General features: G+C 63.9%; 28 protein-coding genes. 17 read left to right on the top strand and 11 right to left on the bottom strand.

What is annotated here, in order from left to right; all coding sequences use genetic code 11:
• The first annotated feature begins 93 nt into the window (after positions 1–93).
• Positions 94–1218: an anhydro-N-acetylmuramic acid kinase gene (locus GOX53_RS05245; protein ID WP_171174146.1), complete on the top strand. Its 1125-nt coding sequence runs from the start codon at positions 94–96 to the stop codon at positions 1216–1218.
• On the opposite strand, the gene GOX53_RS05240 is transcribed toward GOX53_RS05245, so the two are convergent.
• On the bottom strand, positions 1184–2074 hold the full coding sequence (locus tag GOX53_RS05240; RefSeq protein WP_171174144.1) for a fatty acid desaturase: 891 nt from the start codon (positions 2072–2074) through the stop codon (positions 1184–1186). The genes GOX53_RS05245 and GOX53_RS05240 overlap by 35 nt on opposite strands.
• A gap of 118 nt (positions 2075–2192) precedes the next feature.
• Here GOX53_RS05240 and GOX53_RS05235 point away from each other — a divergent pair, with 118 nt between their 5' ends.
• Positions 2193–3086, top strand: a complete 894-nt coding sequence (locus tag GOX53_RS05235) for a hypothetical protein (protein ID WP_171174142.1) — start codon at positions 2193–2195, stop codon at positions 3084–3086.
• Positions 3087–3096: 10 nt separating this feature from the next.
• Here GOX53_RS05235 and GOX53_RS05230 read toward each other — a convergent pair whose 3' ends face one another.
• Positions 3097–3516 (bottom strand): cupin domain-containing protein, encoded by a 420-nt coding sequence (locus tag GOX53_RS05230; RefSeq protein ID WP_171174140.1) that lies wholly within the window; start codon positions 3514–3516, stop codon positions 3097–3099.
• Between the two features lie 88 nt (positions 3517–3604).
• On the opposite strand from GOX53_RS05230, the gene GOX53_RS05225 reads away from it, so the two are divergent.
• From GOX53_RS05225 to GOX53_RS05200, 6 genes are all read left to right on the top strand, one after another.
• Positions 3605–5023 carry a YdiU family protein gene (locus GOX53_RS05225; protein WP_171174137.1) on the top strand — a complete coding sequence of 473 codons (1419 nt, stop codon included), beginning with the start codon at positions 3605–3607 and terminating at the stop codon, positions 5021–5023.
• 166 nt (positions 5024–5189) lie between these two features.
• Complete coding sequence (locus GOX53_RS05220; RefSeq protein WP_171174135.1) at positions 5190–5909, top strand: endonuclease/exonuclease/phosphatase family protein; 720 nt, start codon at positions 5190–5192, stop codon at positions 5907–5909.
• A 113-nt stretch (positions 5910–6022) separates the two neighbouring features.
• Positions 6023–6436 (top strand): Fur family transcriptional regulator, encoded by a 414-nt coding sequence (locus GOX53_RS05215; protein WP_171174133.1) that lies wholly within the window; start codon positions 6023–6025, stop codon positions 6434–6436.
• A gap of 136 nt (positions 6437–6572) precedes the next feature.
• Positions 6573–7457, top strand: a complete 885-nt coding sequence (locus GOX53_RS05210) for a DMT family transporter (protein ID WP_171174131.1) — start codon at positions 6573–6575, stop codon at positions 7455–7457.
• A 173-nt stretch (positions 7458–7630) separates the two neighbouring features.
• Entirely contained in the window at positions 7631–8905 is a 1275-nt protein-coding gene (gene eno, locus GOX53_RS05205; RefSeq protein WP_171174129.1) for a phosphopyruvate hydratase, read from the top strand.
• 153 nt (positions 8906–9058) lie between these two features.
• Entirely contained in the window at positions 9059–9226 is a 168-nt protein-coding gene (locus GOX53_RS05200; protein ID WP_171174127.1) for a hypothetical protein, read from the top strand.
• Between the two features lie 73 nt (positions 9227–9299).
• Here GOX53_RS05200 and GOX53_RS05195 read toward each other — a convergent pair whose 3' ends face one another.
• Entirely contained in the window at positions 9300–9560 is a 261-nt protein-coding gene (locus GOX53_RS05195; RefSeq protein WP_254446478.1) for a glucose-6-phosphate isomerase, read from the bottom strand.
• A 208-nt stretch (positions 9561–9768) separates the two neighbouring features.
• On the opposite strand from GOX53_RS05195, the gene GOX53_RS05190 reads away from it, so the two are divergent.
• Positions 9769–10281 (top strand): GNAT family N-acetyltransferase, encoded by a 513-nt coding sequence (locus tag GOX53_RS05190; RefSeq protein WP_171174123.1) that lies wholly within the window; start codon positions 9769–9771, stop codon positions 10279–10281.
• Between the two features lie 3 nt (positions 10282–10284).
• Here the strand turns inward: GOX53_RS05190 and GOX53_RS05185 are convergent, their stop codons facing one another.
• The 3 genes from GOX53_RS05185 to mazG form a co-directional block, all read right to left on the bottom strand.
• Positions 10285–10734, bottom strand: coding sequence for a GNAT family N-acetyltransferase (locus GOX53_RS05185; protein WP_171174121.1), 450 nt, complete (start codon positions 10732–10734; stop codon positions 10285–10287).
• The gene (locus tag GOX53_RS05180) at positions 10731–11672 is read right to left on the bottom strand and encodes a nucleoside hydrolase (protein WP_171174119.1); all 942 of its coding nucleotides are present in this window, start codon (positions 11670–11672) and stop codon (positions 10731–10733) included. The genes GOX53_RS05185 and GOX53_RS05180 overlap by 4 nt, the downstream gene beginning before the upstream one ends.
• Positions 11673–11781: 109 nt before the next feature.
• On the bottom strand, positions 11782–12615 hold the full coding sequence (mazG, locus tag GOX53_RS05175) for a nucleoside triphosphate pyrophosphohydrolase (RefSeq protein WP_171174824.1): 834 nt from the start codon (positions 12613–12615) through the stop codon (positions 11782–11784).
• A gap of 66 nt (positions 12616–12681) precedes the next feature.
• Here mazG and GOX53_RS05170 point away from each other — a divergent pair, with 66 nt between their 5' ends.
• The 4 genes from GOX53_RS05170 to GOX53_RS05155 all read left to right on the top strand — a co-directional run bounded on the left by GOX53_RS05170 (position 12682) and on the right by GOX53_RS05155 (position 16262).
• The gene (locus GOX53_RS05170) at positions 12682–13845 is read left to right on the top strand and encodes a M20 aminoacylase family protein (protein ID WP_171174117.1); all 1164 of its coding nucleotides are present in this window, start codon (positions 12682–12684) and stop codon (positions 13843–13845) included.
• A 52-nt stretch (positions 13846–13897) separates the two neighbouring features.
• The gene (speB, locus tag GOX53_RS05165) at positions 13898–14860 is read left to right on the top strand and encodes an agmatinase (RefSeq protein WP_171174116.1); all 963 of its coding nucleotides are present in this window, start codon (positions 13898–13900) and stop codon (positions 14858–14860) included.
• Positions 14857–15804 (top strand): agmatinase, encoded by a 948-nt coding sequence (gene speB, locus GOX53_RS05160; protein WP_171174114.1) that lies wholly within the window; start codon positions 14857–14859, stop codon positions 15802–15804. The genes speB (GOX53_RS05165) and speB (GOX53_RS05160) overlap by 4 nt, the downstream gene beginning before the upstream one ends.
• Positions 15805–15866: 62 nt before the next feature.
• Positions 15867–16262 carry a DUF1499 domain-containing protein gene (locus GOX53_RS05155; RefSeq protein WP_371810254.1) on the top strand — a complete coding sequence of 132 codons (396 nt, stop codon included), beginning with the start codon at positions 15867–15869 and terminating at the stop codon, positions 16260–16262.
• A gap of 400 nt (positions 16263–16662) precedes the next feature.
• Here the strand turns inward: GOX53_RS05155 and GOX53_RS05150 are convergent, their stop codons facing one another.
• Complete coding sequence (locus GOX53_RS05150; protein ID WP_171174110.1) at positions 16663–16953, bottom strand: hypothetical protein; 291 nt, start codon at positions 16951–16953, stop codon at positions 16663–16665.
• A 62-nt stretch (positions 16954–17015) separates the two neighbouring features.
• Here GOX53_RS05150 and prfA point away from each other — a divergent pair, with 62 nt between their 5' ends.
• The 3 genes from prfA to GOX53_RS05135 all read left to right on the top strand — a co-directional run bounded on the left by prfA (position 17016) and on the right by GOX53_RS05135 (position 19762).
• Positions 17016–18071: a peptide chain release factor 1 gene (gene prfA / locus GOX53_RS05145; protein WP_171174821.1), complete on the top strand. Its 1056-nt coding sequence runs from the start codon at positions 17016–17018 to the stop codon at positions 18069–18071.
• Positions 18068–18913 carry a peptide chain release factor N(5)-glutamine methyltransferase gene (gene prmC / locus GOX53_RS05140; RefSeq protein ID WP_171174108.1) on the top strand — a complete coding sequence of 282 codons (846 nt, stop codon included), beginning with the start codon at positions 18068–18070 and terminating at the stop codon, positions 18911–18913. Before prfA ends, prmC begins: the two co-directional genes overlap by 4 nt.
• A gap of 240 nt (positions 18914–19153) precedes the next feature.
• Entirely contained in the window at positions 19154–19762 is a 609-nt protein-coding gene (locus GOX53_RS05135) for a DUF4167 domain-containing protein (protein WP_171174106.1), read from the top strand.
• 182 nt (positions 19763–19944) lie between these two features.
• On the opposite strand, the gene GOX53_RS05130 is transcribed toward GOX53_RS05135, so the two are convergent.
• Genes GOX53_RS05130 through GOX53_RS05115 form a run of 4 tightly spaced genes read right to left on the bottom strand, consistent with a single transcriptional unit; the run spans position 19945 to position 24169 of the window.
• Positions 19945–20526 (bottom strand): TIGR02281 family clan AA aspartic protease, encoded by a 582-nt coding sequence (locus GOX53_RS05130; protein ID WP_171174819.1) that lies wholly within the window; start codon positions 20524–20526, stop codon positions 19945–19947.
• A gap of 40 nt (positions 20527–20566) precedes the next feature.
• A complete protein-coding gene (locus GOX53_RS05125) occupies positions 20567–21187 on the bottom strand; it encodes a MarC family protein (protein WP_171174104.1) in 621 nt (206 codons plus the stop codon).
• On the bottom strand, positions 21184–23043 hold the full coding sequence (locus GOX53_RS05120) for an ABC-F family ATP-binding cassette domain-containing protein (RefSeq protein WP_171174102.1): 1860 nt from the start codon (positions 23041–23043) through the stop codon (positions 21184–21186). The genes GOX53_RS05125 and GOX53_RS05120 overlap by 4 nt, the downstream gene beginning before the upstream one ends.
• Before the next feature lie 40 nt (positions 23044–23083).
• Positions 23084–24169: a glycoside hydrolase domain-containing protein gene (locus GOX53_RS05115; RefSeq protein ID WP_171174100.1), complete on the bottom strand. Its 1086-nt coding sequence runs from the start codon at positions 24167–24169 to the stop codon at positions 23084–23086.
• Positions 24170–24353: 184 nt separating this feature from the next.
• On the opposite strand from GOX53_RS05115, the gene ndk reads away from it, so the two are divergent.
• A complete protein-coding gene (gene ndk, locus GOX53_RS05110; RefSeq protein ID WP_171174098.1) occupies positions 24354–24776 on the top strand; it encodes a nucleoside-diphosphate kinase in 423 nt (140 codons plus the stop codon).
• Positions 24777–24896: the final 120 nt, after the last annotated feature.

The following is a 24896-nucleotide window of genomic DNA, read 5'->3' as shown; positions in this document are numbered from 1 at the left end:
CACGGTATAAAGGGCATTCCGGAAAGTGGAAACCGGGTATCGGTGCAAAAATACGCGGTGGAACGCGGCGGCAGGGAACGGAAGGACAAGGCCATGAACAAGGCCATATCGAAGGCCGGGGCAGTACGGGCGCTGGGGGCGATGTCGGGCACGTCTCTGGATGGGGTCGACGCCGCGATGGTCGAGACCGACGGGCTGTCGATCTTCGACTTCGGTGACAGCCGGTACCGCTCTTATTCCGAAGAAGAACGCGCGGTTCTGCGCGCCAGTCTGGGCAAGTGGCAGGGGGAGGAGGTCGAGGCCGCCGCCGCCCTGACCACCCGTATCCATGCCGAGGCGCTGGCCGGGTTCGAGGATGTCGAAATGGTGGGCTTTCACGGTCAGACGCTGGCACATGATCCGCGCGGGAAGGGCACCTTGCAGGTGGGGGATGGCACGGCGCTGGCCGATGCGCTGAAGGTGCCGGTGGTGTGGGATTTCCGCTCTGACGATGTGGCCATGGGCGGCGAGGGCGCGCCGCTGGCGCCGTTCTTTCACTTTGCCTGCGCCCAATGGATGGGCGCGACCGAGCCACTGTGTTTCCTCAACCTTGGGGGTGTCGGCAACCTGACCTATGTGGATCCGTGTTTTGACCGGCCGGAAGAGCCGGGCGCGCTGCTGGCCTTTGACACCGGTCCGGCCAATGCGCCGATTGATGATCTGATGCGTGCGCGGCTGGGGTTGCCGATGGATCGCGACGGGGCGGTGGCGATGAAGGGCACGGTGGAAACCGGCGCGTTGGAGCTGTTTCTGGCCGAGCCCTATTTCTCGCGAATGCCGCCCAAATCCCTGGACCGGAACGATTTTGCCGAGATGATCGGGTTGGTGAAAGAGCTGAGCGATGCCGACGCGGTGGCCACTCTGACCGCCATGTGTGCCGCCGGAGTGGCGCAAGGGATGGAGCATTGTCCCAAATCGCCCACGCGCCTGCTGGTCACCGGCGGCGGGCGTCATAACCCGGTGCTGATGGAGATGCTGCGGGTGTCGCTCGACTGTCCGGTCGAACCGGTCGAGAGCGTCGGGCTGAACGGCGACATGCTCGAGGCGCAGGCGTTTGCCTATCTTGCCGTGCGTGTGGCCCGGCGTATGCCGACCTCGTGCCCCGGCACAACCGGCGTGAAGGCGCTGGTCGGGGGCGGGATCGTCAGCGTGCCAGCGAGCGTGCGTAGTCTGACGTGAATTCGATATAGCCGTCCGAGGTCGATTTCAGATGCGCCCGGGTCCAGTCGTGGAACGCGGGCAGCTTGTGGAAGGGGACGTTCGGAAGCGCGTGATGCTCGGCATGGTAGGGCATGTTCCACGCCAGAAACCGAACGATCCGGTTGGTGAAGGTGGTGCGGGAGTTTTCCAGCATGTTGGCCACCGGGGGGCATAGTCCGTGTTCGGCCAGCAGATAGAGGCGCAGGACGGGCTGGCCCAACAGCAGGGGCAGCAGCCAGACCCAAAACAGCAGCGGTGAGGCCAGCAGGCTGAGCGCCGCCAGTGCATAGAGCGCCAGCAAAACCCGCGCCTCAAGCCGCATCGCACCGTGCTGGCGCGCGGGCAGGTAGGGTGCGTCGATGCGGCCAAGGGCGTTTCGGATCAGGGTGCCGGCCATGCCTTTCCAATAGAACCAGCCGCTGAGATAGATGAGCAGGCTGGCCCAACTGTCGGGGCGCGGCTTGCCCGCCAGTTCGGGGTCGCGCTCGGGGTCGTTGGTCCATTTGTGATGGGCCAGGTGGAAATAGCGGAACCAGACGAAGGGCAGGGCGATGAGCAGCGCCACCAGATGCCCCACCGCCTCGTTCAGCCAGCCGGACCGGAACGGTGTCTTGTGGGTGCATTCGTGTGACAGTGTGAACAGGAACGTCAGCAGAATGCCCTGCGGCAGCAGGAGAACAGGCCAGAGAGGTATGCGCGCGGTAATCCCCGCCGTACACAGCAGGAGCGCGCCGAGATAGAGCGCCAGATGGCGCAGCCCGAGCCCGTCCGACCGCTGCATCAACTCGGCGCGGGTCTCGGCAGGCAGGGATTTGATCAGGGCCGTGTGATCCATGGTGCCCAGCCTGCCGCGTCAAAGCCTCACTCACAAGCCCGGTCACAGGGGATTCTTGTCAGATCGCCTGTTGCGGGTGATGATGCCCCCATTGGTAGACTCCGGTGGAGGGTTGTAGATGATTTCAGAACAGGAATTTCATGTACTTGAACAGGATGCCGACAGCGGCCTGCCGTTTCAGGTCAGCCTCAGGGCGATCAACAAGAGCGTCGGACTTGCCGCTTTCGGATTGCCGTTTGCCTTGCTGGTGGCCGGTGGGCTTGGCGGGGCCTGCCCGACCATCGATTCGATCAGCCATTATTACTTCACGCGGATCGGGGGCGATATTCTGGTGGGCGCGCTCAGCTTCATCGGCGTGTTGCTGTTGTTCTTCTACAAGTTGCCGGATGGGCAGACCGGTACGACGGGCCGGGTGGACGGGTATCTGGGGCACAAGCCGCTGGATATCTGGCTGGCGCGTCTGGCCGGGCTCTGTGCCTGGGGTGTGGCGTTTTTCCCGACGGATGGAGCGGGCTGCGAGTCGTTCGACGGCAGCACGGCGCGGGTGTTTCTGAACGATGCCAAGGGCGGAGACGCGTTTGATCCGCCAACGGTGACCGGTGTGCCGGGGTTCGATTTCTGGGCGGGCACGGGGGTTACGAACGTGATCCTGACCAACCTGCATTTCATTTCCGCTGGGGGCATGTTCCTGATCCTGGCCTATTTCTCGATCGTCGTCTTTCGGCGCCCGCAGTCCAAAACCTGTGCGCTGCGCGCCGAGAACAAAGAGATTCGGCTGGGGGCGAACAAGGGGCGCCGCAACCGTTGGTATCTGATCTTTGGCCTGCTGATCCTGCTGGCGATCGCGGCGCTGGTCATAAAGGCGCTGGTGTTCCGGCCGGGCACGAGCGGGCTGGACTGGTGGAACCGCAACGATCTGACCTTCTGGTTCGAGGCGCTCGCGCTGGTGGCGTTTGGCCTCAGTTGGAGCATGAAAGGACGGCTCTGGCCCTTTGGCCGGATGGCGGATTGAGGCGCTGAGGTCAGCCGCGCGGGATGTCGAAGCCGGGTTCGGCCAGTTCGAACCCCTCGAACCGGAAGCCCGGTGAGACGGTGCAACTGACCAGCGTGTAATCTCCGGTGCTGCGGGCGGCTTGCCAGTGGTTTTCCGGCACGATCAGTTGCGGCGCGCCTTGGCTCAGGTCTGGGGTCAGCACGTGGTCCTGCGCCGGGCCGTCCCGGGTGGCGCTCATCGACAGCACCAGCGGGGCGCCCGAATGATAGAGCCAGATCTCGGTGGCATCCACCTTGTGCCAGTGGCTGACCTCGCCCGCCTGCAGCAGGAAATAGATGCAGGTGCCGGTGGCGCGGCCTTCATTCCCGGCAACCCATGTCTGACGGTACCAGCCGCCCTCGGGGTGGGCCTGCAATTGCAGATGGTCGATGATCTCTTGCGGGGTCATGGGCGCCTCGTGGGTTTTCGGGGCGATTATGCAAGGCGCGCGCAGGATCCGCTATGGCAATCCTGCATCTGCGGCATATGTTCGGCGCATGACCCTGACGATCCCGTTCGACAATTCTTATGCCCGCCTGCCGGGCGCTTTCTACGCGCGGCAAAAGCCGGAACCGGTGGGCGCGCCAAAGCTGGTCGCGTTCAATGACGATCTGGCCCGGCTGATGGGGATCGCCCCCGGTGAGGTCGAGGAGATGGCGCAGACCTTTGCGGGCAACGCCATTCCAGACGGCGCCCAGCCGCTGTCGCAGCTCTATTCCGGCCATCAGTTCGGCCATTACAACCCGCAACTGGGCGACGGGCGCGCGGTGCTGCTGGGCGAGACGGTGGGGACGGACGGTATCCGCCGCGACATTCAACTCAAGGGTTCGGGCCGCACGCCGTTTTCGCGGCAGGGCGATGGCCGTGCCTGGCTGGGGCCAGTGCTGCGCGAATACGTGATCTCGGAGGCGATGCATGCGCTCGGCATCCCGACCACCCGGGCGCTGGCTGCCGTGGAAACCGGTGAGGTCGTGCTGCGTGAGGCGCCGATGCCCGGCGCCGTGCTGACCCGGGTGGCGCAAAGCCATCTGCGCGTCGGCACCTTTCAGGTCTTCGCGGCGCGCGGCGATCTGGCCAGCCTGAAGGCGCTGACCGACTACGCCATCTCCCGCCACTACCCGGACGCGCAAGGCTCGATGGGGCTGCTCAAATGCGTCCGCGACGCACAGGCCAGCCTGATCGCGCAATGGATGAGCGTAGGCTTCATCCATGGGGTGATGAACACCGACAATTGCTCGATCGCGGGCGAGACCATCGACTACGGCCCCTGCGCCTTCATGGACAGCTACCACCCGAATACGGTCTACAGTTCCATCGACCGGATGGGACGCTATGCCTATGCCAACCAGCCCGATATTGCGGTGTGGAATGTGGCCCAACTGGCGACCGCGCTGATCCAGCAGATGGAGGACAAACAAGCCGCCGTCGAAGAGGCCACCGAAATCGTGCACGCCATGCCCGATCTGCTGCAAGAGCACTGGCTGACCCGTTTTCGCGCCAAGATCGGCCTTGCCACGGCGGAGGAAGGTGACCTGCAACTCATCTCCGACCTGCTCACCCGCATGGCGCAGAATCAGGCCGATTTCACCAACACCTTCCGCGCGCTCGGCAGCGAGACCGCCCGCGACCAGTTCACCGACCCCGCCGCCTATGACGTCTGGGCCGAGACCTGGCAGGCTCGCACCGCGCGCGAGACCGACCCCCACGCGACGATGCATACGGCCAACCCGGCCTTCATCCCGCGCAATCACCGCGTCGAACAGATGATCCAGGCTGCCGTTCAGGGCGACTACACACCGTTCCAGCGTCTCAGCGCCGTCCTGACGGCACCTTATGACGATCAGCCCGACTACACCGACCTCACCCGCCCACCGGCGGACTCGGAGATCGTCCGCGCCACCTTCTGCGGCACCTGATCCTTCTTCTGTTTAAAAATATCCTCGGGGGTGAAGCCCGGATGCAATCCGGGCGAGGGGGCAGACAGCCCCCTTCTTTCACGCTTTCCACCACAGAATCGGTCAGGGCCTTGCACTGCCCGATGGCAATGGCAAACTAGGAACATACCAGAAAAACCGGATTGCAATGACCAGACCCGATTCTCCGCGCCCCGATACCTTGCGTCTGGCCAGTTACAACATCCAGAAATGCGTCGGCCTCGACCTGCGCCGCCAGCCGCAGCGCATTATGCAGGTGCTTGAGCGTTTGGGCGCGCAGATCGTGGTGCTGCAGGAGGCTGACAAGCGCCTGCCCCCACGCCCCGCCGCGCTGCCGCATTTCATGCTGGACGAGGCAGGCTGGCAGATCGCCGATCTGGGTGGGGCGGGCAGCCTTGGATGGCATGGCAATGCGGTGATCTGGCGGGGGCCCGATATCACAGTGCGCAAGACCGGCCATCACGACCTGCCGGGGTTCGAGCCGCGCGGTGCGGTCCGGGTGGAGTTCGACACCGTTCTCGGCCCGTTGCGGGTCGTCGGCCTGCATCTGGGCCTGCTGGCGCGGTCCCGCCGCGAACAGGTGATCCACATGCGGCAGGACAGCCGCGCCCTGTCCGACATGCCCACCGTCTGGGCCGGGGATTTCAACGACTGGTCGCGCCAGCCGGTTCTGGATCATCTGGTGCCCGACATGCGCTTTCTGCCGCCGCTACCCAGCTTTCCGGCGGCGCAGCCGCTGGGGTCGCTCGACCGCATCGCGCTCAGTTCCGGGCTTTCGGTGCGGGCCCATGGCGTACATGCCGACCGCCCGGCGCATATCGCATCCGACCACCTGCCGGTCTGGGCCGATCTGCGCCTTGCGGGGTGAGCAGCCCGACGACCCGGCACCTGCACAAACCGCTTGGCGCAGATCACAAAACCCTGTAGCCGTCCGCGCCCGGACGTATTAAACCAGTGGACCAGAAACCGAGGGGAGGCATCATGCCGGACACGATCATCGCCCGCTGCGAGGCCAAGGGCCTGCGGATGACCGGACAGCGCCGGATCATCGCCCGGGTGCTGCAAGAGAGCGATGATCACCCCGATGTCGAAGAGCTCTATGCCCGCGCCTCGGCGCTGGATGACGGGATTTCGATCGCAACCGTCTACCGGACCGTCAAATTGTTCGAAGAAGCGGGCATCCTCGAACGCCTCGAATTCGGCGACGGGCGGGCGCGGTATGAGGATGCCGAGCGCGACCATCACGACCACCTGATCGACCTGAACTCGGGCGAGGTGATCGAATTCGTCGATCCCGAGATCGAGGTGCTGCAGGAAAAGATCGCGGCCAAGCTGGGCTACCGGCTCAAGGGGCACAAGCTGGAGCTTTACGGCGTTCCGATCAAAAAGAGCTAGGGTCAGGACCCATCACGAAACGCGATGGGGCGCCCAACGTCATTTCATCAGACTTGGCGCAATAGCGCTTGCCGTGATTGGAGCCATGCGGTTTTGGTGGTCTGGATGTCCGGCCCCGGAACCGATGGAAACGCGCATGAACAACGTAAACGGCATCCTGCTGGTGATCGCCTCGATGGCGGCCTTCACGCTTGAGGACATGTTCGTCAAGCAGCTCTCGGATACCGTTTCGACCGGGCAGATCCTGGTGGTTCTGGGGGTGGTCAGCTCGATTGTGTTTCTGGGCATGGCGGTTGTCACCCGCAAACGCATCTTTCTGCGGCAGGCCTGGCAGCCGATTCCGTTGCTGCGCGCCGCGACTGAGACCGTGGGCGCGCTGACCTTCGTGACCGCCTTGTCTCTGGTCGATCTCTCGACCGTGGCCGCCGTGTTTCAGGCCTTGCCGTTGACCATAACCATGGGCGCGGCGCTGTTCATGGGTGAACAGGTGGGCTGGCGCCGGTGGAGCGCGATCTTTGTGGGCTTTGCGGGCGTCTTGCTGATCATCCGCCCCGGCACCGACGGGTTTCAGCCCGAGTCGCTCTTTGTGGTGGCCACCGTCATCGCCATCGCGGCGCGCGATCTGATCACCCGGCTGATCAACCACAGGGTGCCGTCGGCGGTGGTCGCCTCGCAGGCCTATCTGGCGCTGATCCTGTCCGGCGCGGCGCTGATGCTGTTCACCTCGGAACCGGTCGTGCCGCTGCAGCCTGGGCAGATCTGGCCCTATGCCGGGGCCTTGGCTTTCGGCGTGCTGGGATATTATGGCATCGTCACCGCGATGCGGGTGGGTGAGGCCTCGGCGATTACCCCGTTCCGCTACACGCGGCTGTTGTTCTCAATCCTTGCGGGCATGCTGGTCTTTGGAGAGAGGCCCGACACGCTGACCCTGATGGGCGCGTCTCTGATCATCGGGTCGGGGCTTTACACCTTTGTGCGTGAACGCCGTCTGGCCCGCGAGATGGCGCTGGCCGCGGCCTGACCTGCGGCCTGCTGCCTCAGATCGGAGATTTGCCGCCGGTTGTTGGCGCAAACACCAGGGCATTCGCCCTAAACCGCCGCTTTGGCGCGTGTTAGCGATAACAATCCCGGTTTACTTTTCACCCGGTGCTGCTATGACGCTGGCAACTCAACGCATAGTCAGGGATCGGCTTCATGAGCACCATTATCGACATCCACGCGCGCGAAATCCTGGACAGCCGGGGCAATCCCACGGTTGAGGTGGACGTGATCCTGGAGGACGGCACCATGGGCCGCGCCGCCGTGCCCTCGGGTGCTTCGACCGGGGCCTATGAGGCGGTGGAAAAGCGCGATGGCGATAAGGGCCGGTATCTGGGCAAGGGCGTTCTGGAGGCGGTTGCAGCCGTCAACGGTGAGATTGCCGAGGAACTGGTGGGTTTCGATGCGACCGAGCAGGTGGCCATCGACACCACGATGATCGAACTGGACGGGACCGAGAACAAGGGCCGTCTGGGCGCCAATGCCATTCTGGGCGTGTCGCTGGCGGTGGCCAAGGCGGCGGCGGATTTCACCACCCAGCCGCTTTATCGCTATGTGGGCGGCACCTCGGCCCGGGTGCTGCCGGTGCCGATGATGAACATCATCAATGGCGGCGAACATGCCGACAACCCCATCGACATTCAGGAGTTCATGATCATGCCGGTGGCTGCGGACAATATCCGCGACGCGGTGCGCATGGGGTCCGAAGTGTTTCACACGCTCAAGCAAGAGCTGTCGGCGGCGGGGCTGAGCACCGGTATCGGCGACGAGGGCGGTTTTGCCCCCAACATCGCCTCGACCCGTGAAGCGCTGGATTTCATTCTGAAATCGGTCGAGAAGGCGGGCTACAAGCCGGGCGAGGAAATCTACCTCGCGCTCGATTGCGCCGCGACCGAATACTTCAAGGATGGCAAATACGTGCTGTCGGGCGAGGGCAAGACCCTGAGCAGCGACGAGAATGTGGCCTATCTGGCGGCGCTGGTGGACGACTATCCGATCATCTCGATCGAGGACGGTATGTCCGAGGATGACTGGGACGGCTGGAAGGCGCTGACCGACGCCATCGGCGACAAGGTGCAACTGGTGGGGGACGACCTGTTCGTGACCAATCCGGCGCGTCTGGCTGACGGCATCGGGCGGGGCTGCGCCAACTCGATGCTGGTCAAGGTGAACCAGATCGGCTCGTTGACCGAAACCCTGCGCGCTGTCGATATGGCGCACCGGGCGCGTTACACCAACGTGATGTCGCACCGCTCGGGCGAGACCGAGGATGCCACCATCGCCGATCTGGCCGTGGCCACGAATTGTGGTCAGATCAAGACCGGCTCACTGGCGCGTTCGGACCGGCTGGCCAAGTACAACCAACTGATCCGGATCGAGGAAAGCTTGGGTGAGGTGGCCGAATATGCAGGCCGTTCGATCCTGAAATAACTGGGGCCGAATCCGGCCTGAAAAACCCCCGTCGAACCGGCGGGGGTTTTGCATTTCCGCAACGTCATATGGCCGGTTTGATCGACGTCAACGCCTGGCGGCGGGGCATATGTTCATCCTTTTCGCGACGTCCCGGAGTGAAAGGAGACCGATATGACCCCGACAAGATTGTCCATGCTGGCGCTCACTGCGTTTCTGACTTTGCTTGCGGCCTGCACCGAGCCTGAGACCTATCCGGTCAGCGGCGAGGAATGCGGCCCGACCGACCCGGTTCAGGAACTGGATGCCAGCGATTGCGTGGTGTTGCCCCCGGCGACCTGATCGGGCCGGCTGACAGCGCGATTTGCGTTATAGACCCCGCCGGACCAGTCTCCGGCGGGGTTTTCAGTTCTTGTCAGCAGGCGGCGGTGTAGTAGGTGCCGTCGCCCCGCGCATAGGCGCATTGCTGGGTCCGGTTGTTCTGCGCCACCACGGTACCGGTGGCGGCCCCGGCAAGGGCGGCGATCAGGCGCCAGTCATCATCGGCTTCGAGCACGTCCGCCGCGATCAGGCCAGCGGCCGCGCCGCCCGCAACGCCGGCGACGGTGCGCTGCTCGGGCGTGAGCGTGTCGCAGGCCGATAAGGTGACGCTCGCAAGGCTCAATGTACCTATCATCCAGAACTTCATGGATCATCTCCGTTGTCTGTTTTTGCTCCGGGCCGCGAGGTTGAGCAGGCCCGAACGGACAGAACTTAGTGTTGATGCGGGGCCATGTTTTGAGCGGGAGCCAATTCTTGCCGGAACGGTTCCGGGCGGGCGGGGCCTTGCCGGGATTGCACCACGGAAGCCTGAGTTTAAACTTGACCGGTACCTGAGAGAGACAATGGCGCAGCTTACCGTCAGACAGCCGCAAAGCGATCGTGATCACGCCGCAGTGCGGGCGCTCTGCCGTGCCTATCGCGCCGTGCTGGCCGAACGCTGGCCAGATCATCCGCAGTTTCTGCATCGCTACTACAACAGTGACACATTCGAGGATCTGCTGGCCCGCCTGCCGAACCTGCACAAGCCGCCCGAGGGCGCGATATTCGTGGCGGATCTGGAGGGGCAGGTCGTCGGTTGCGGCATGACCCACCGGGTTGCGGACGGTGTATGCGAGATCAAGCGGGTCTATGTCAGCGAGGCCGCGCGTGGCCATGGCGCGGCACGGGCGATCTGTGTGGAGGCGATGGCGCAGGCCCGGCGCGACGGGTATCGCCGGATGGTGCTGGACACGACCACGCGGTTGCATGAGGCGATCCGGTTGTATGAAAGCCTCGGCTTCGATCCGATTGCGCCGTTTTACGATCCGCCCGCCGATTTCGCCGAGAACCTGCTGTTTTTCGGCAAGGACCTGTGAGGGTCAGAGCGGTTTTGTCATCAGCATGTAACGCTCGCGCGCCTTGAAGCCGGTGCGCAGGTAGAGGCGCTGGGTCTTTTCGTTCTCGCGGTCCACTTCCAGATGCAGCGCCTTGACGCCCGCCGCCGCCAGAGCCTTGGGCAGGTCCAGCAGGATTTCGGAGGCGATGCCGCGCCCGCGCACGGCGGGGCGGATATAAATCTCGTCCACGAAGCCGTCCATGCCGCCAAACTCGACCGACCAGCCGAAGGTGATGACGATATAACCCAACGGCGCGCGGGCAGGGCCGATCAGGTAGACGCAGCCATGCGGAATGCCTTCGAGCAGCGGCAGCAGCGCCTCGCGGCGTGTCTCATCGGTGTCCTGCAGGCCCTCTTCGGCATGAAAGGCCCCGACGAGGGACATCAGCCGGTCGAGGTCATCGGGGCGGGCTAGGCGCAGCGCGGCACTCATAGCCGGGCCAGCCGTTCGGTGAGCAGGGCAAAAAACCCGTTCGCGTCCAGATCGCCCATGAACAGCGCGTTGGGCGCGCGGTCGGTCACACCCCACCAGTCGGCGACGGTCATGCCGAGGGTCAGATCGGATTGGGTCTCGATCTCGACATTGATGTGGCGGCCCTTGAACAGCTCAGGCCGGATCAGATAGGCGGTGACGCAGGGATCGTGCAGCGGGGCGCCTTCGGAGCCGTATTTTTCCTTGTCGAAACGTTCGAAGAAATCGGTCATTTCGGCCACGGCGGTGCCGACGCCGCTGTCCAACGCGCGAAAGGCGTCGTTGCGGGGTTTGGTGACCAGAGCCTTGTGGGTGACATCGAGCGGCATCACCACGATGGGAGCGCCGGATTTGAACACGATATCAGCGGCTTCCGGGTCGACATAGATGTTGAATTCGGCTGTGGGCGTGATGTTGCCCACCTCGAAATAGGCGCCACCCATCAGCACGATCTCCTGCACGCGGGTGACGATGTCGGGGGCCTTCTGAAAGGCGGTGGCAATATTGGTGAGCGGACCCAGCGGACAGAGCGTCACGGTGCCGGGGTCCTGCGCGCGCAGGGTGTCGATGATGAAATCGACGCCGTGGCCCTCGGCCAGCGGCATCTCGGGATCGGGTAGGACGGGGCCGTCGAGCCCGGTCTTGCCATGCACATGTTCGGCGGTGACCAGCTTGCGTGTGAGCGGTGCCTCGCAGCCCGCATGGACCGGCACATCCGTCTTTCCGGCCAGTTCGCAGACGATGCGCGCGTTCTTGGCGGTCAGGGCCAGGGGCACGTTGCCGGCAACGGCGGTGATGCCCAGAAGCTCGATCTCGTCGGGGCTGGCCAGGGCCAGCAGGATGGCAACCGCGTCGTCCTGTCCGGGGTCGGTGTCGATGATGATCTTGCGCGCGCTCATCTGCGGCTCCTCGCTTGCGAAGCGGGACAGTTGCATTCCGGCCCGCCCTTGTCCAGAGGGCGCGCGGGCGCATAGGCCGGGCTTTGCGTATTTGGAGCAAGAAGAAGCATCAGGCGGTGATCTTGCCGGCCCGTTTCTCTTCGTGTTTGACCTCGTCCCAGAGCGCGTCCATCTCGTCCAGCGTGCTTTGCTGCGGGGTGCGTCCGCGCGCGGCCAGGCGCGCCTCGACCTGCGCGAAGCGGCGGGTGAACTTGGCGTTGGTGCGGCGCAGGGCGGCCTCGGGTTCGATGCCCAGATGGCGGCCGAGATTGACGATCACGAAGAGCAGGTCGCCGAATTCGTCTTCGAGCGCGTCGGCGTCCATGGTGTCGCGCGCCTCTTGCAGTTCGGCGGCCTCCTCGGTGATCTTGGCCAGCACGAAGCTGGCATCGGGCCAATCGAACCCGACGCGGGCGGCGCGTTTCTGCAGCTTGTAGGCGCGCAGCAGGGCGGGCAGGTTGGCGGCGACGCCGTCCAGCGCGCCTTTCTGTTTCTTGCCTTCGCGCTCGGCGGCCTTGATCGCCTCCCAGTCGCGGGTCTGCTGTTCGGCGGATTTGTCGCGATTCTCGTCGCCGAAGACATGCGGATGGCGGTCGACCATCTTGTCGGACATGGTGCGCACCACGTCCTGAAAGCCAAAATGCCCGGCTTCTTCGGCCATCTGGGCGTGGAAGACGGATTGGAACAAGAGGTCCCCCAACTCGCCCTTCAACTCGTCCCAGGCCTGCCGTTCGATGGCGTCGGCGACCTCGTAGGCCTCTTCGATGGTATACGGCGCGATGGTGGCGAAATCCTGCTCGATATCCCACGGGCAGCCCGATTGCGGATCGCGCAGGCGGCGCATGATTTCCAGCAGGCGTTCGATCCCGGCTTCGGAGTCGTGGATCAGCGGGTTTTCTGGCATTGCGAAGGCCCTCGTTCCGGTGTCAGATGCATCCATCCCGCAGTCCGGCCAAGGAGTCTAGCCTCAATGCCCATCGTGAACCGTATTGCAGAGTTTGCCGCCGACATGACGGCGTGGCGCAGGCATCTGCATACCATCCCGGAATTGGCCTTTGATTGTGCTGAAACGGCGGGTTTCGTTGCGGCGCGGCTGCGCGCGTTCGGGGTGGATGAGATCCATGAGGGGATTGCGGAGACCGGGATCGTTGCGATCATCGAAGGCCGGGGCGCGGGGCCGACCATCGGGTTGCGCGCCGATATGGACGCGCTGCCGATTTCCGAGGAGACGGGGATGGATTATGCCTCGCAAAATCCCGGCAAGATGCATGCCTGCGGGCATGACGGGCACACCACGATGCTTTTGGGTGCGGCGCGCTATCTGGCCGAGACGCGGAATTTTGCGGGCCGCGTGGCGCTGATCTTTCAGCCCGCCGAAGAGACCGGCGGCGGGGCGGGTGTCATGGTGGATGAAGGCGTCATGGACCGTTTCGACATCGCCGAGGTCTATGCGCTGCACAACGCGCCCGGCGTCGAGGAGGGGGCGTTCTATACCACGCCGGGGCCGATCATGGCGGCGGTGGACACGTTCGATATCCACATCCAGGGCACCGGCGGGCATGGGGCCATGCCGCACGAAACCCGCGATCCGGTGATGGCGGCCTGTGGCATCGCGCAGGCGATCCAGACCATCGTCAGCCGCAACCATTATGCGCTGGACGATCTGGTTGTCTCGGTCACCCAGATCCACACCGGCACCGTGGACAATGTGATCCCCGATACCGCCTATATCAACGGCACCGTGCGCACTTTCGACCGCCAGGTGCAGAAGATGGTGAGGGAGCGGATGGCGCAGATCGTGGCGGGGCAGGCGGCGTCATACGGGGTGGAGGCGGAACTGGAATATACCGTGGGGTATCCCGCCACCATCAACGACCCCGAGAAGGCCGGGTTTGCCGCTGAGGTGGCGCGCGAGGTTGCGGGCGAGGGGCGTGTCAGCGGCAATTCCGGGCGCGAGATGGGAGCCGAGGATTTCTCGTACATGCTGCAGGTCCGGCCCGGCGCCTATCTGTTCCTGGGGCAGGGCGAGGGGGCTGGCCTGCACCATCCGAAATACAACTTCAACGACGATATCGCGCCGGTGGGCGCGTCCTTCTTCGCGCGGATCGTGGAGAGGGCGCAGCCCGTGGCTTGACGTTTTCGCGCGTCGCCGTTCTGCCGGGAACCAAGGCAAGGACCAAATCAGCATGGCTCTGGAAGATGCAAAGACCCAGGTGGACGAGGCGTTCACCAATTCCGAACTCAAGGGGTTGTCCTATGAAAACACCTTTGGCGGGGCGACGTCCTTTCTGCGGCGGCTCTATACGAAGGACCTGAAAGGCGTCGATATTGCCGTGACCGGGGTGCCTTTCGATCAGGCGGTGACGAACCGCCCGGGCACCCGGCTGGGACCGCGCGCGATCCGCGAGGCCAGCGCGCTGCAATCGCCCGATGCGCCCTATGGCTGGCCGTTTGATGCGCTGAGCGAGCTGGCCATCGTCGATTACGGCGACATGGCCTATGACTATGCCAACATACCGGCCTTTCCCGACACGCTGACCGAGCATATCCGCACCATTCTGGCCGCCGATGTCGCCTCGGTCACGCTGGGGGGCGACCACTATATCAGCTTTCCGATCCTCAAGGCCTATGCCGAGAAATTCGGGCCGATGTCGCTGCTGCAATTCGATGCCCATACCGACACCTGGGCCGACGATGACATGAGCCGCGTGGATCACGGCACCATGTTCTACAAGGCGGTGAAATCGGGTCTGGTGGACCCGAAACGCTCGGTTCAGGTGGGGATACGGACCACTAACGAGGATACGCTGGGCGTCAACATTATCGACGCGCGTGAGGTCTACGAATCCGGCCCCGCCGCCGTGGCGCAGAAGATCAAGGGGATCGTGGGCGACAATCCGGTTTATCTGAGCTTTGACATCGACGGGCTGGACCCGGCCTTTGCCCCGGGCACCGGCACGCCGGTCTGGGGCGGGATCACCTCGATCCAGGCCTCGATCATCCTGCGCGACATTGCCGGGATCAATATCAAGGGCGGCGATGTGGTCGAGGTGTCTCCGCCTTATGACACATCCGGCGCCACCGCCATCGCAGGCGCCCATATCGCCACGCAGATCATCTGTTTGCTGGGATGGAACAAGATCACATGAGCAGCTTCAATCAACCGATCAGCGGCAACGATCTGGCGCGGTTTTCCGGGCCGAATACCTTCATGCGTCTGCCGCAGGCCAGTGCGCTGGACGGGTTGGGCGTGGCGGTGCTGGGTATTCCGATGGATATCGGCACCTCGTGGCGGTCGGGCACAAGGTTCGGGCCGAAACAGATCCGCGCCGAAAGCGCGATGATCCGGCCCTACAACATGGCCACGGGGGCGGCGCCCTTTGACAGCCTGCAGATCGCCGATATCGGCGATCTGGCGATCAACACGTTCTCGCTGGCCGAAAGCCTGAAGATCATCAAATCCAGCTATGACGGCATTCTCGCCAGTGGCGTGATCCCTGTGGCGATGGGGGGTGATCACTCGATCACCCTGCCAATCCTGCGCGCGGTGGCGGCCAGGCATGGGCCGGTGGCACTGGTGCATGTGGACGCCCATGCGGATGTGAATGACGAGATGTTCGGCGAGCGCGAGACCCATGGCACCGTGTTTCGCCGCGCTTATGAAGAGGGGCTGATCCGGCCCGACAAGACCTATCAGATCGGCATCCGCGGCTCGGGCTATGCGGCGACGGATTTCACCGAGGCGCAGGGTTGGGGGTTCCAGCATTTCCCGGCCGAGGATCTGTGGCATCGCAGCCTGGCCCCGATGGCGACCGAGATCCGCCGCGATATCGGGGATCGTCCGGTTTATGTGACCTATGACATCGACAGCCTCGATCCGGCCTATGCGCCCGGCACCGGCACGCCCGAGATCAGTGGGCTGACGACACCACAGGCGCTGGAACTGATCCGCGCGCTTAAGGGGCTCAACATCGTGGGATGCGATCTGGTCGAGGTCTCGCCGCCTTACGATCCGTCGGGCAACACGGCGCTGACCGGCGCCAATCTGCTGTACGAACTGCTATGTGTCCTTCCCGGTGTTACGTCGCGATAGGGGTGGCCTGTGGCGGCGCGTTCAACAACTAGTCTGTTCCGAGGGGTTTCATGGGACGCGTTATGACCATTCTCTGGCTTCTGCTGATAGGGGTGATCCTTGGGGCAGGTTACATACGGCTGGCACCGTCGGATCCAGCGGAGTGGCACGTGGCGCCGCAGGGTGAGGCCGACAGGGATTTCAAAGGCGGTGTCCTGCGGGTGGTGCAGACCGGGCCGGACGGGCTGGCGCGGTTCGACGCAATCGCCCGCGCAGCGCCGCGCACCAAGGTTCTGGCCGGGTCGGTGGAGGAGGGTATGATCACTTATATCTCGCGCACCAAGGTGATCGGGTTTCCCGACTACACCACGGCGCAACAAGACGGTGACAGATTGCGCATTCACGGGCGTCTAAGGTTCGGGCGCAAGGATTTTGGAGTGAACAAGGCACGCGTCGACGGGTGGCTGGGGCAGATGTGAAGGGCGTGTAGCAGAGTGACGGATACACCCTCTGAAACTGGCATCAGCTCCTACGAGCGAAAGTTCCAACGCGCGCAGGTTGAGATGGAAGGTGTCGGGCTAACCAAGCACATCAATATCGACTCGGACCTTCGACGGCTGGCAGTGATTGGCTTTGAACCCAGGCCATTTCTTTATTGGGAGTCGGCTCTGTCGAATGTGTATCTGTTTCTCTTCTTGGCCGTTTCAATAGGAGCCGTTAATGCGGCTCTTAGGTTTTTGTTAGACAGTAAAATTTGTATCCCCGACATTGTCGGACCTGCAGTCTTGGCCGCAGTTCCCCTTGTTGCGCTGTCCATTTTGCTCCGATGGTAACAGCGAAAGAAATACAAGCTGAGCAGGTGGGACGATCTTTGACAGATCACAGGGTGTTGTTGAAAGCAGAGGGTATTCCGAGATCAGGCCAGTCCGACTGCAGTTCCGAAGACAAGCACCCTTCCTGCACCTCGCGCCACATCGGCACGTTCAGTGACATCTGACACTGGGCCATGAACATGCGGCCATCCACCTGCAGGCAGATCATTTCGCCCAGTTCAACGCGGGCGCCGGAGCGGTCGGTGCAATAGCAGTCCTGCACCTTGCCGCCGGGGCCGACCACATCCGCCAGAACCGGGTTTGCCAGCAGGCACAGGATGACGACAAATCGTTTCATGTCACCAGCCTAGCACAGTCTGGCCCCTTGACCAAAGCCCCGGGATGTCGGACACCGCCCAGATGATCCCAGAAGAACGCCTCGAACAGATCACCCAGCGGTTTCAGTATCTCGAAGCCGCCATGGCCGATGGTGCGTCGGGCGGGGATATCGCCGCGCTGGCCAAGGAGTATTCCGACCTCAAGCCGGTGGTCGAACAGATCGCGCTGTGGCGGCAACTGGTGGCCGATCTGGCCGAGGCCGAGGCGATGCTGTCCGATCCGGATATGAAGGAATTGGCCGAAGAGGAGATCCCGGACCTGCAGGCCCGCATCCCCGAGGCCGAGCATGCACTGCAACTGGCGCTCTTGCCCAAGGACAAGGCCGATGCGCGGCCCGCGATGCTGGAAATCCGGCCCGGAACCGGCGGGGACGAGGCGGCGTTGTTTGCAGGCGACCTGCTGCGGATGTATCAGCGCTATGCCGAGGCGCGCGGCTGGCAGTTCGAGATCATCGAGGAACAGCAGACCGAACTGGGCGGCATCAAGGAAGTGGTGGCCCATATCAGGGGTGCCAACGTCTTTGCCCGGCTGAAATACGAATCCGGCGTGCACCGGGTGCAGCGCGTGCCCGAGACCGAAAGCGGCGGGCGCATCCACACTTCGGCGGCGACGGTGGCGGTTCTGCCCGAGGCCGAGGATGTGGACATCCAGATCGATGCGAATGACATCCGCATCGACACCATGCGCAGCTCGGGCGCGGGCGGGCAGCACGTGAACACCACCGACTCGGCGGTGCGGATCACCCACATTCCCAGCGGCATCGTGGTGACCAGTTCCGAGAAATCACAGCACCGCAACCGCGAGATCGCGATGCAAGTGCTCAAAACCCGGCTTTACGATCTGGAGCGCCAGCGCATCGACAGCGAGCGCTCGGCGGATCGGGCCAGCCAGGTGGGCTCGGGCGATCGGTCGGAACGCATCCGCACCTATAATTTCCCTCAAGGCCGCATGACCGATCACCGGATCAACCTGACGCTCTACAAGCTGGATCAGGTGATGCAGGGCGATCTGGACGAGGTCATCGACGCGCTGACCGCCGACGGTCAGGCGCGGCTGTTGGCCGAGATGGCGCAATGAGCGGCGCATCGACAGCGGCACAGGCCATGGTGGCCGCGACCGCGCGCCTGCGGGCGGCGGGTGTTGCCGATCCGGCGCGCGATGCGCGACTGCTGCTGGCCCATGCCGCCCGGATCGAGGCCAGTCGGGTTACCCTGATCGCTCCGGATGAGCTGTCTCCGGAGATTGCCGAGCGATATGAACAGCTTATTTCGCTGCGGTCGATCCGGGTGCCGGTGTCGCACCTGCTGGGCGAGCGCGATTTCTATGGCCGCCGCTTCAAGGTCAGCCGCGACGTGCTGGATCCGCGCCCCGAGACCGAGACGCTGATCGAGGCGGCGCTGTCGGAGCCGTTCGACCGGGTGCTGGATCTGGGCGTGGGCTCGGGCTGTATCCTGGTCACGCTGCTGGCCGAACGACCCAGCGCCACCGGGCTGGGCATCGATCTGAGCGAGGGGGCCTGCCTGCAGGCAGGGGCCAATGCGGTGCTGCACCGGGTCGATGCGCGGGTCGAGATCGCGAAGTCCGACTGGTTCAGCGACATTGAAGGCGCGTTCGACCTGATTGTTTCGAACCCGCCCTATATCGCGCTCGACGAGATGGAGGATCTGGCGGCCGAGGTGCGCGAGCATGAGCCGCGCATGGCGCTAACCGATGAGGGCGACGGGCTGGGCGCCTATCGCCGCATCGCCGCTGGGGCGCCGGACCATCTGATGCCGGGCGGGCGGCTGGTGGTTGAGATCGGCCCGACCCAGGCCCGTATGGTAGCCGCGCTGTTCGACGCAACCGGGCTGGCGGATATCCGCGTGATTCCGGATCTGGACGGGCGCGACCGGGTCGTCAGTGCCCGCGCACCGGGCTGAAACCGGGGCAAGTGAGGCTGAAATATGCCAGTTGATGTAAAAAAGCTGCGAATTTTCCTACGACCCCCTTGCCTGCGCGCGCCGGACATGCTTACTCAAAGAGGTCGATGAGGTTGACGCTCTCTCAGCGCGCCCTCGACGCCAAGCCCAAAATAAGTCGACGACCCGTAAGCTCGGCCGCAGTAATTGGCATCGAATTGGGTCCATCGGCGACGAAGTACAAGGCTGACGTTAAACAAGATGAGATCTTCCAAATCCCGCTCGCGGGCGAAGAATAACCGCAACCGTCCTTCTGGTGGCAATGTCGTTAATCGGGTGTTCGACAGTTCGGGCCCCGAGGGCAAGGTGCGTGGTACGCCGCAGCAGATCATTGACAAATACAACCAGCTGGCCCGCGATGCGCAGCTGTCCAATGATCGTGTTGCAACCGAGAATTTCCAGCAGCATGCCGAGCATTATCTGCGGCTGCTGAGCGAGGCGCAGCGCGAGATCGAGGCGCGTCGCGAAGAGCAGGAGCGCCAGAACCGCGAGCGTCAGGCCGAGCGCGACCGCGAGCGCGCCGAACGGCAGGAACGCGAGGCCGCTGCCCGCGCCGCCGATCCGGCCGAAGCGCCGCAACCGGATGTGCTGGATTTTACGGCTGATGCCGGTGAACAGGGTAGTGGTCTGGTGGACACGCCCGAAAGCCATACGAGCAAAGCTGAGGCGGCTGAGGCCAAGCCGGCTGCGGAAAAACCCGCCCGCCGTCCGCGGACCCGCAAGCCGAAAGCGGCCCCTGCGGAAGTGGCCAAGCCCGCTGCGGAGTCCAAGCCGCCCAGCGATGGTGACGCGCCTGAGGCTGCTGAATAAGCACCGATGCCCGTTTATGAGGAAACCCCGGCGCCGAGGCCGGGGTTTTCGTTTGTGGTTTGGGTGTCTATTTTGGGGGCGGTGCAGGTCCCAGTTCAATCCTGGCGCGGGCGACCACCCGGGGTCGGGCGCGGCCCTTCGTGCCTGTTTCTGCCGGTGTAAAACCGGGGTCCCGTCAACCCTCAGCGCGTCAGCACCAATTGACCGCCCGAGATCGCGATGCTGGAGAAGCGCTGCAGGTAGTCCATGCCCAGCAGCGACTCGTCCATTTGACCCTCGTTGACCCAGGCCGTCATGTTGCGCTCGGTGAACGCGCCCAGTTCGATTCGTTCGAGCTTGACCGGGGCGGTGCGTACCTCACCATTGGCGGTCAGGGCGCGCCCGAAATAGTTCAGATCCGCAGTGTCGATGCCCAGCCGCTCGGCGTCCTGCTGGCTGAGCACCACCTGGCTGGCGCCGGTATCGACCAGGAAATCGACCAGTTCTCCGTTCACCAGCAGTTGCAGATAGTAGTGCCCGTCCGCCCCGCGCGGCACCTGGATCGAATCCTCGGTCACCACCATGCGCGGCCCGGGCTGGACCGTGTTTTGGATATCTTCCCAAAGACCGACCACCGCAATCACGCCCATGAATATGAAGACCCAGATCAGCGCCTGCTGCATCGTCTTGCCCAGCGACGTGCGGTTCTGGGTGATGAACCACATCAGCACCGCGCTCCCCAGAAGGACGAGGTAGGTCAGGCGGGCAATGTTGTCGGCGTCCATGGCATCACTCATGTAAGGTCACTTGTTGGATATATGGGCCTCAGGCAGCGAAACCAAAGGCCTTGAGCCCGTCCAGGATGAACTGGACCGACAGGGCGGCAAGCAGCATTCCCAGAAGCCGGGTCAGCACGTTCAGACCGGTTTTTCCCAGGATCCGGGCGACCGCGCCCGAGGCGAGATAGACCAGAAAAACCATGGCAATCACGGTCAGCATGACGCCGATCACCACGGCCAGACCCTCGATCCCCGGCTTCTGCCCGGCCAGAAGGATCATCGTGGCAATGGCGCCGGGGCCCGCGATCAGGGGGATGCCAAGCGGAAAGACCGAAGGGTCGGGATGCTCTTCTTCCTCGGCGCTGTTTTCGCGCCGCTTGGTGCGGCGTTCGAAGAGCATGTCGAGCGCGGTCAGAAACAGCAGCACGCCGCCAGCAACCCGGAATGCGGGCATCGAGATACCGACAAAGCCCAGAACCGCCTCGCCGAAGGCGGCGAAGAGGGCGAGAATTCCAGCCGCCGTCAGGCAGGCCCGTATGGCGACACCGCGCCGGGTCTGCTTGTCCATTCCCTGCGTCAAAGCCACGAAGATCGGCGTTTGTGCCGGCGGGTCGATCACCACGACCAGCGTGGTGAAGGCGGTGATCAGAAAGGCGGTGTCGATCATTGGGCCTCGGCCGCCTCCAGCTTTTCCTGCGCGGCCAGCCACAGGGTTTCGGCCCGTTCCATCGCCTCGGCCACTTCGGCGTATTTGCGGTTCCAAACCTCGAGGTCGCCGACCTTGCCATCGTCATAGAGCGTCGGATCGGCCAGCTTGGCCGACAGCTTGTCATGCATCTCGGTGAGCTTCTCGACCCGCTCTTCGCATTTGCGCACATCCGCTCGCAGCGCCAGCAGCACCTCGCGAGGGGCGCGTTTGGGTTTGGCGGATTGCGGTTTTGTACCGGTTTTACCGGTCGGTTTCTCGCGGGTCAGGAGCAGGTCGCGATAGGCCTCAAGATCGCCCTCGAAAGGTTTGACGGAGCCGTCCGAGACCAGCCACAGCCGATCGGCCACGAGGCCGAGCAGGTGCATGTCGTGGCTGACCAGAATCACCGCACCGGAATAGGCGGTCAGCGCCTCGACCAGCGCCTCGCGGCTTTCGATGTCGAGATGGTTGGTGGGCTCGTCGAGGATCAGCATATGCGGCGCGTCGATGGTGGCGATCAGTAGGCTGAGCCGCGCCTTCTGCCCGCCCGAGAGCCGTCCTACTTTCGTCTCCGCCTGTTCCGCGCCAAGGCCGAAGCCCGCCAGCCGGGCGCGGTGTTTTGCGGGCAGTTCCTCGGGGCGCAGGCGGCGCAGGTGGTCGAGCGGGGTTTCATCCACGTAAAGCTCATCCACCTGATGCTGCGCGAAATAGCCGATGCGCAGTTTGGTGCTGCGGGTCATCTTGCCCGCCATCAGCGGCAGCCGGTCCGAGAGCAGTTTGGACAACGTCGATTTGCCCTGACCGTTCTTGCCCAAGAGCGCGATGCGGTCGTCCTGATCGATGCGCAGGTTCAACCGTTTCAGCACCTGCGTCTCGCCATAGCCGGTGATGCCGCCCTCCAGATGGATGATCGGGGGCGACATTTCCTCGGGTTCGGGGAAGCTGAAGGCGCGCAGGGCGGCCTCCTGAGGGCTGGTGATGGGCTGCATCCGGGCCAGCGCCTTGAGGCGGGACTGCGCCTGTTTGGCCTTGTCGGCCTTGTATCGGAACCGGTCCACGTAGGATTGGAGATGCGCCCGCCGCGCCTCCTGCTTCTTGGCCATGGCCTCTGCCAGCGCCAGTTTCTCGGCGCGCTGGCGGGCGAATTGGTCATAAGGGCCCTGATAGAGCGTCAGCTTACGGTCTTCGAGATGTAGGATCGCCCCCACGGCGCGGTTCAAGAGGCCCCGGTCGTGGCTGATGATGATCACCGTGTGCGGGTATCGCGCCAGATAACTCTCCAACCACAGCGCGCCTTCGAGGTCGAGATAGTTGGTCGGTTCGTCCAGCAGCAACAGGTCGGGCTGCGAGAACAGCACCGCCGCCAGGGCGACGCGCATGCGCCAGCCGCCGGAGAAATCCGAGCAGGGTTTGAGTTGTTCATTGTCGTCAAAGCCCAGACCTTTGAGGATCGAGGCCGCGCGGGCCTCGGCAGACCACGCGTCGATATCCGTAAGCCGGGTCTGGATTTCGGCGATGCGAGAGGGGTCCTGAGCGGTTTCGGCCTCGGCCAAAAGCGCTGCACGTTCGGTATCGGCGGCCAGCACGGTATTGATCAGCGAGACCTCCGAGGCCGGAGCCTCCTGCGCCACGCCGCCGACCCGGGCGTGGCGGGGCAGGGCGATGTCACCCGATTCCAGTGCCAGTTCGCCCCGGATCAGGCGGAACAGCGTGGTCTTGCCGGTGCCGTTGCGCCCCACCAGACCCACCTTGTGACCGGTGGGGATTGTGGCGCTGGCGCCGTCGAACAGTGGGCGGCCCTCGACCGCGTATGTGATGTTGTTGATCCGAAGCATGACAGGGGCGTAGCAGAGGTGATGCGGCTGCGCCAGAGGGTCAGATATCCATCAGCTTGCACGAGGATCGCCGCCATTTCGGCATCTGCCGCAGCGGTGTCAGCCCGTCGAGGCGGGTGTAGCCCTCGGGCAGCCCGTCCTCGTCGATATCCACCTCGGCCCATTCGCCGTAGATGCCGGTGACATGAACGGTGCGGGCGACGCAGATATGGGCCACCTCGGGGTCGCCGGGGCTGCGGTGAACCGTGGCCTTGTCCCCGTTGACCCAGTAGCGCGCGTCGGCAATCGCGGTCAGGCGCTGGCGGTCGTAGGTCCGGATGCTGCCGTCCCGGTTGAAGGCGCCGATTGTGGTGGTCTGGTCCGGGTTCACGATATTGGTGTCGATATGGATCGGCTGGCCATGCCCGTCGGTCACGCTGTTGAGGTTGATGTTGGTCTTGTTCTGAAACAGGTGCCAGTCGCCCGAGTTCAGATAGGCGTGCGTTCCGGCCCAGGCCGGGGCCTCGGGTACCCAGAACCGGCTCGCCAGCCCGGCGTTCTGGATCAGGCGGCAGCGCGCTCCGGCGGCGTAGATGCCGATATCGAACCTGTTGCCCAGCACCCGGTTCACCGCGCGGAAGTAATCCAGCACGCCCTGATCGGTGTTGAGCTGCGCATCCGAGTCGACGCCGAAATAGAGGGTGCTGCCCTCGGGCTGGCCGATGACCCGCGCCCGCTCCAGACAGAATTGCGCGTCGCGCGATCCGCGGTCGCCGGTGAACCGGTTCTTCTTGCGCCCCTCGAACTGGTAGACGATGGCCAGCGACAACCCGTGATCGTGCAGCATGTCGCGTTCGCGGCGGGTCACGTTCTTGCAGTTGAGATTGGCGTTGTTCTGATCCGAGTAGTAGCGGATCACCGTATCCACGCCCGAGCGCGCCAGCGTTTCGTAGAAATCGTGGTTGTCTCGGGTGCAGCCGTCGGTGGCATCCAGGTCGGGCCGCGCCCGGTCCCGGTCGAAATAGGCCGCGTTGCCCATGTCGATGATATGCGCATTCGTCTGGCCCAGCATCGAGAATGCCGGGCGGGGCAGGGCGGCCAGTGCCGCGCCTTGTGCCAGCAGCGAGCGTCGGGTCAGCCGGACCATGGTTAACCACCGTGTTCAATGTGTCTGCCCAGCATACACGAAACTGGCTGCGAGGGCGCAGCACAATCCTTTGGACGAGGTTGAGATGCACCCTTTCCAAAACGCAGAGCCCATGCTAACCGGGCGCCGATTTGACATCAGTACCGGATGGGCATCCTGCCCGCCGTCAACAGGAGAAGCCCGAATGGCACTGGAACGCACGTTCTCGATCATCAAACCCGATGCAACCCGCCGCAACCTGACCGGCAAGATCAACGCCAAGTTCGAAGAGGCGGGCCTGCGCGTCGTCGCGCAGAAGCGTATCCACATGACCAAGGCGCAGGCGGGCAAGTTCTACGAAGTGCATGCCGAGCGTCCGTTCTATGACGAACTGTGCGAGTTCATGTCCTCGGCCCCGGTCGTGGTGCAGGTTCTGGAAGGCGAAAACGCCATCGCCAAGAATCGCGAAGTCATGGGCGCTACCAACCCGGCGGATGCCGCACCCGGCACCATCCGCGCCGAGTTTGCGGAATCGGTCGGCGAGAACTCGGTCCACGGTTCGGACGCGCCGGAAACCGCCGCGGTCGAGATCGCCTATTTCTTCTCGGGCATCGAACTGGTCGGCTAAGCCCTTGATCGGTTGAATTTCCAGGGCCGCTTCGAGGTTTCGGAGCGGCCTTTTTTGTTTGCGGGGGAAGCCGCTTGAAAGCGGCTTAAGCGGTTTGAAAACCGCTTCAAGGCGTTTGCA

The organism is Ruegeria sp. HKCCD8929 (genome assembly GCF_013031405.1).
GTDB lineage: Bacteria > Pseudomonadota > Alphaproteobacteria > Rhodobacterales > Rhodobacteraceae > Ruegeria.
This window is presented reverse-complemented; position numbering and strand designations above follow the sequence as displayed.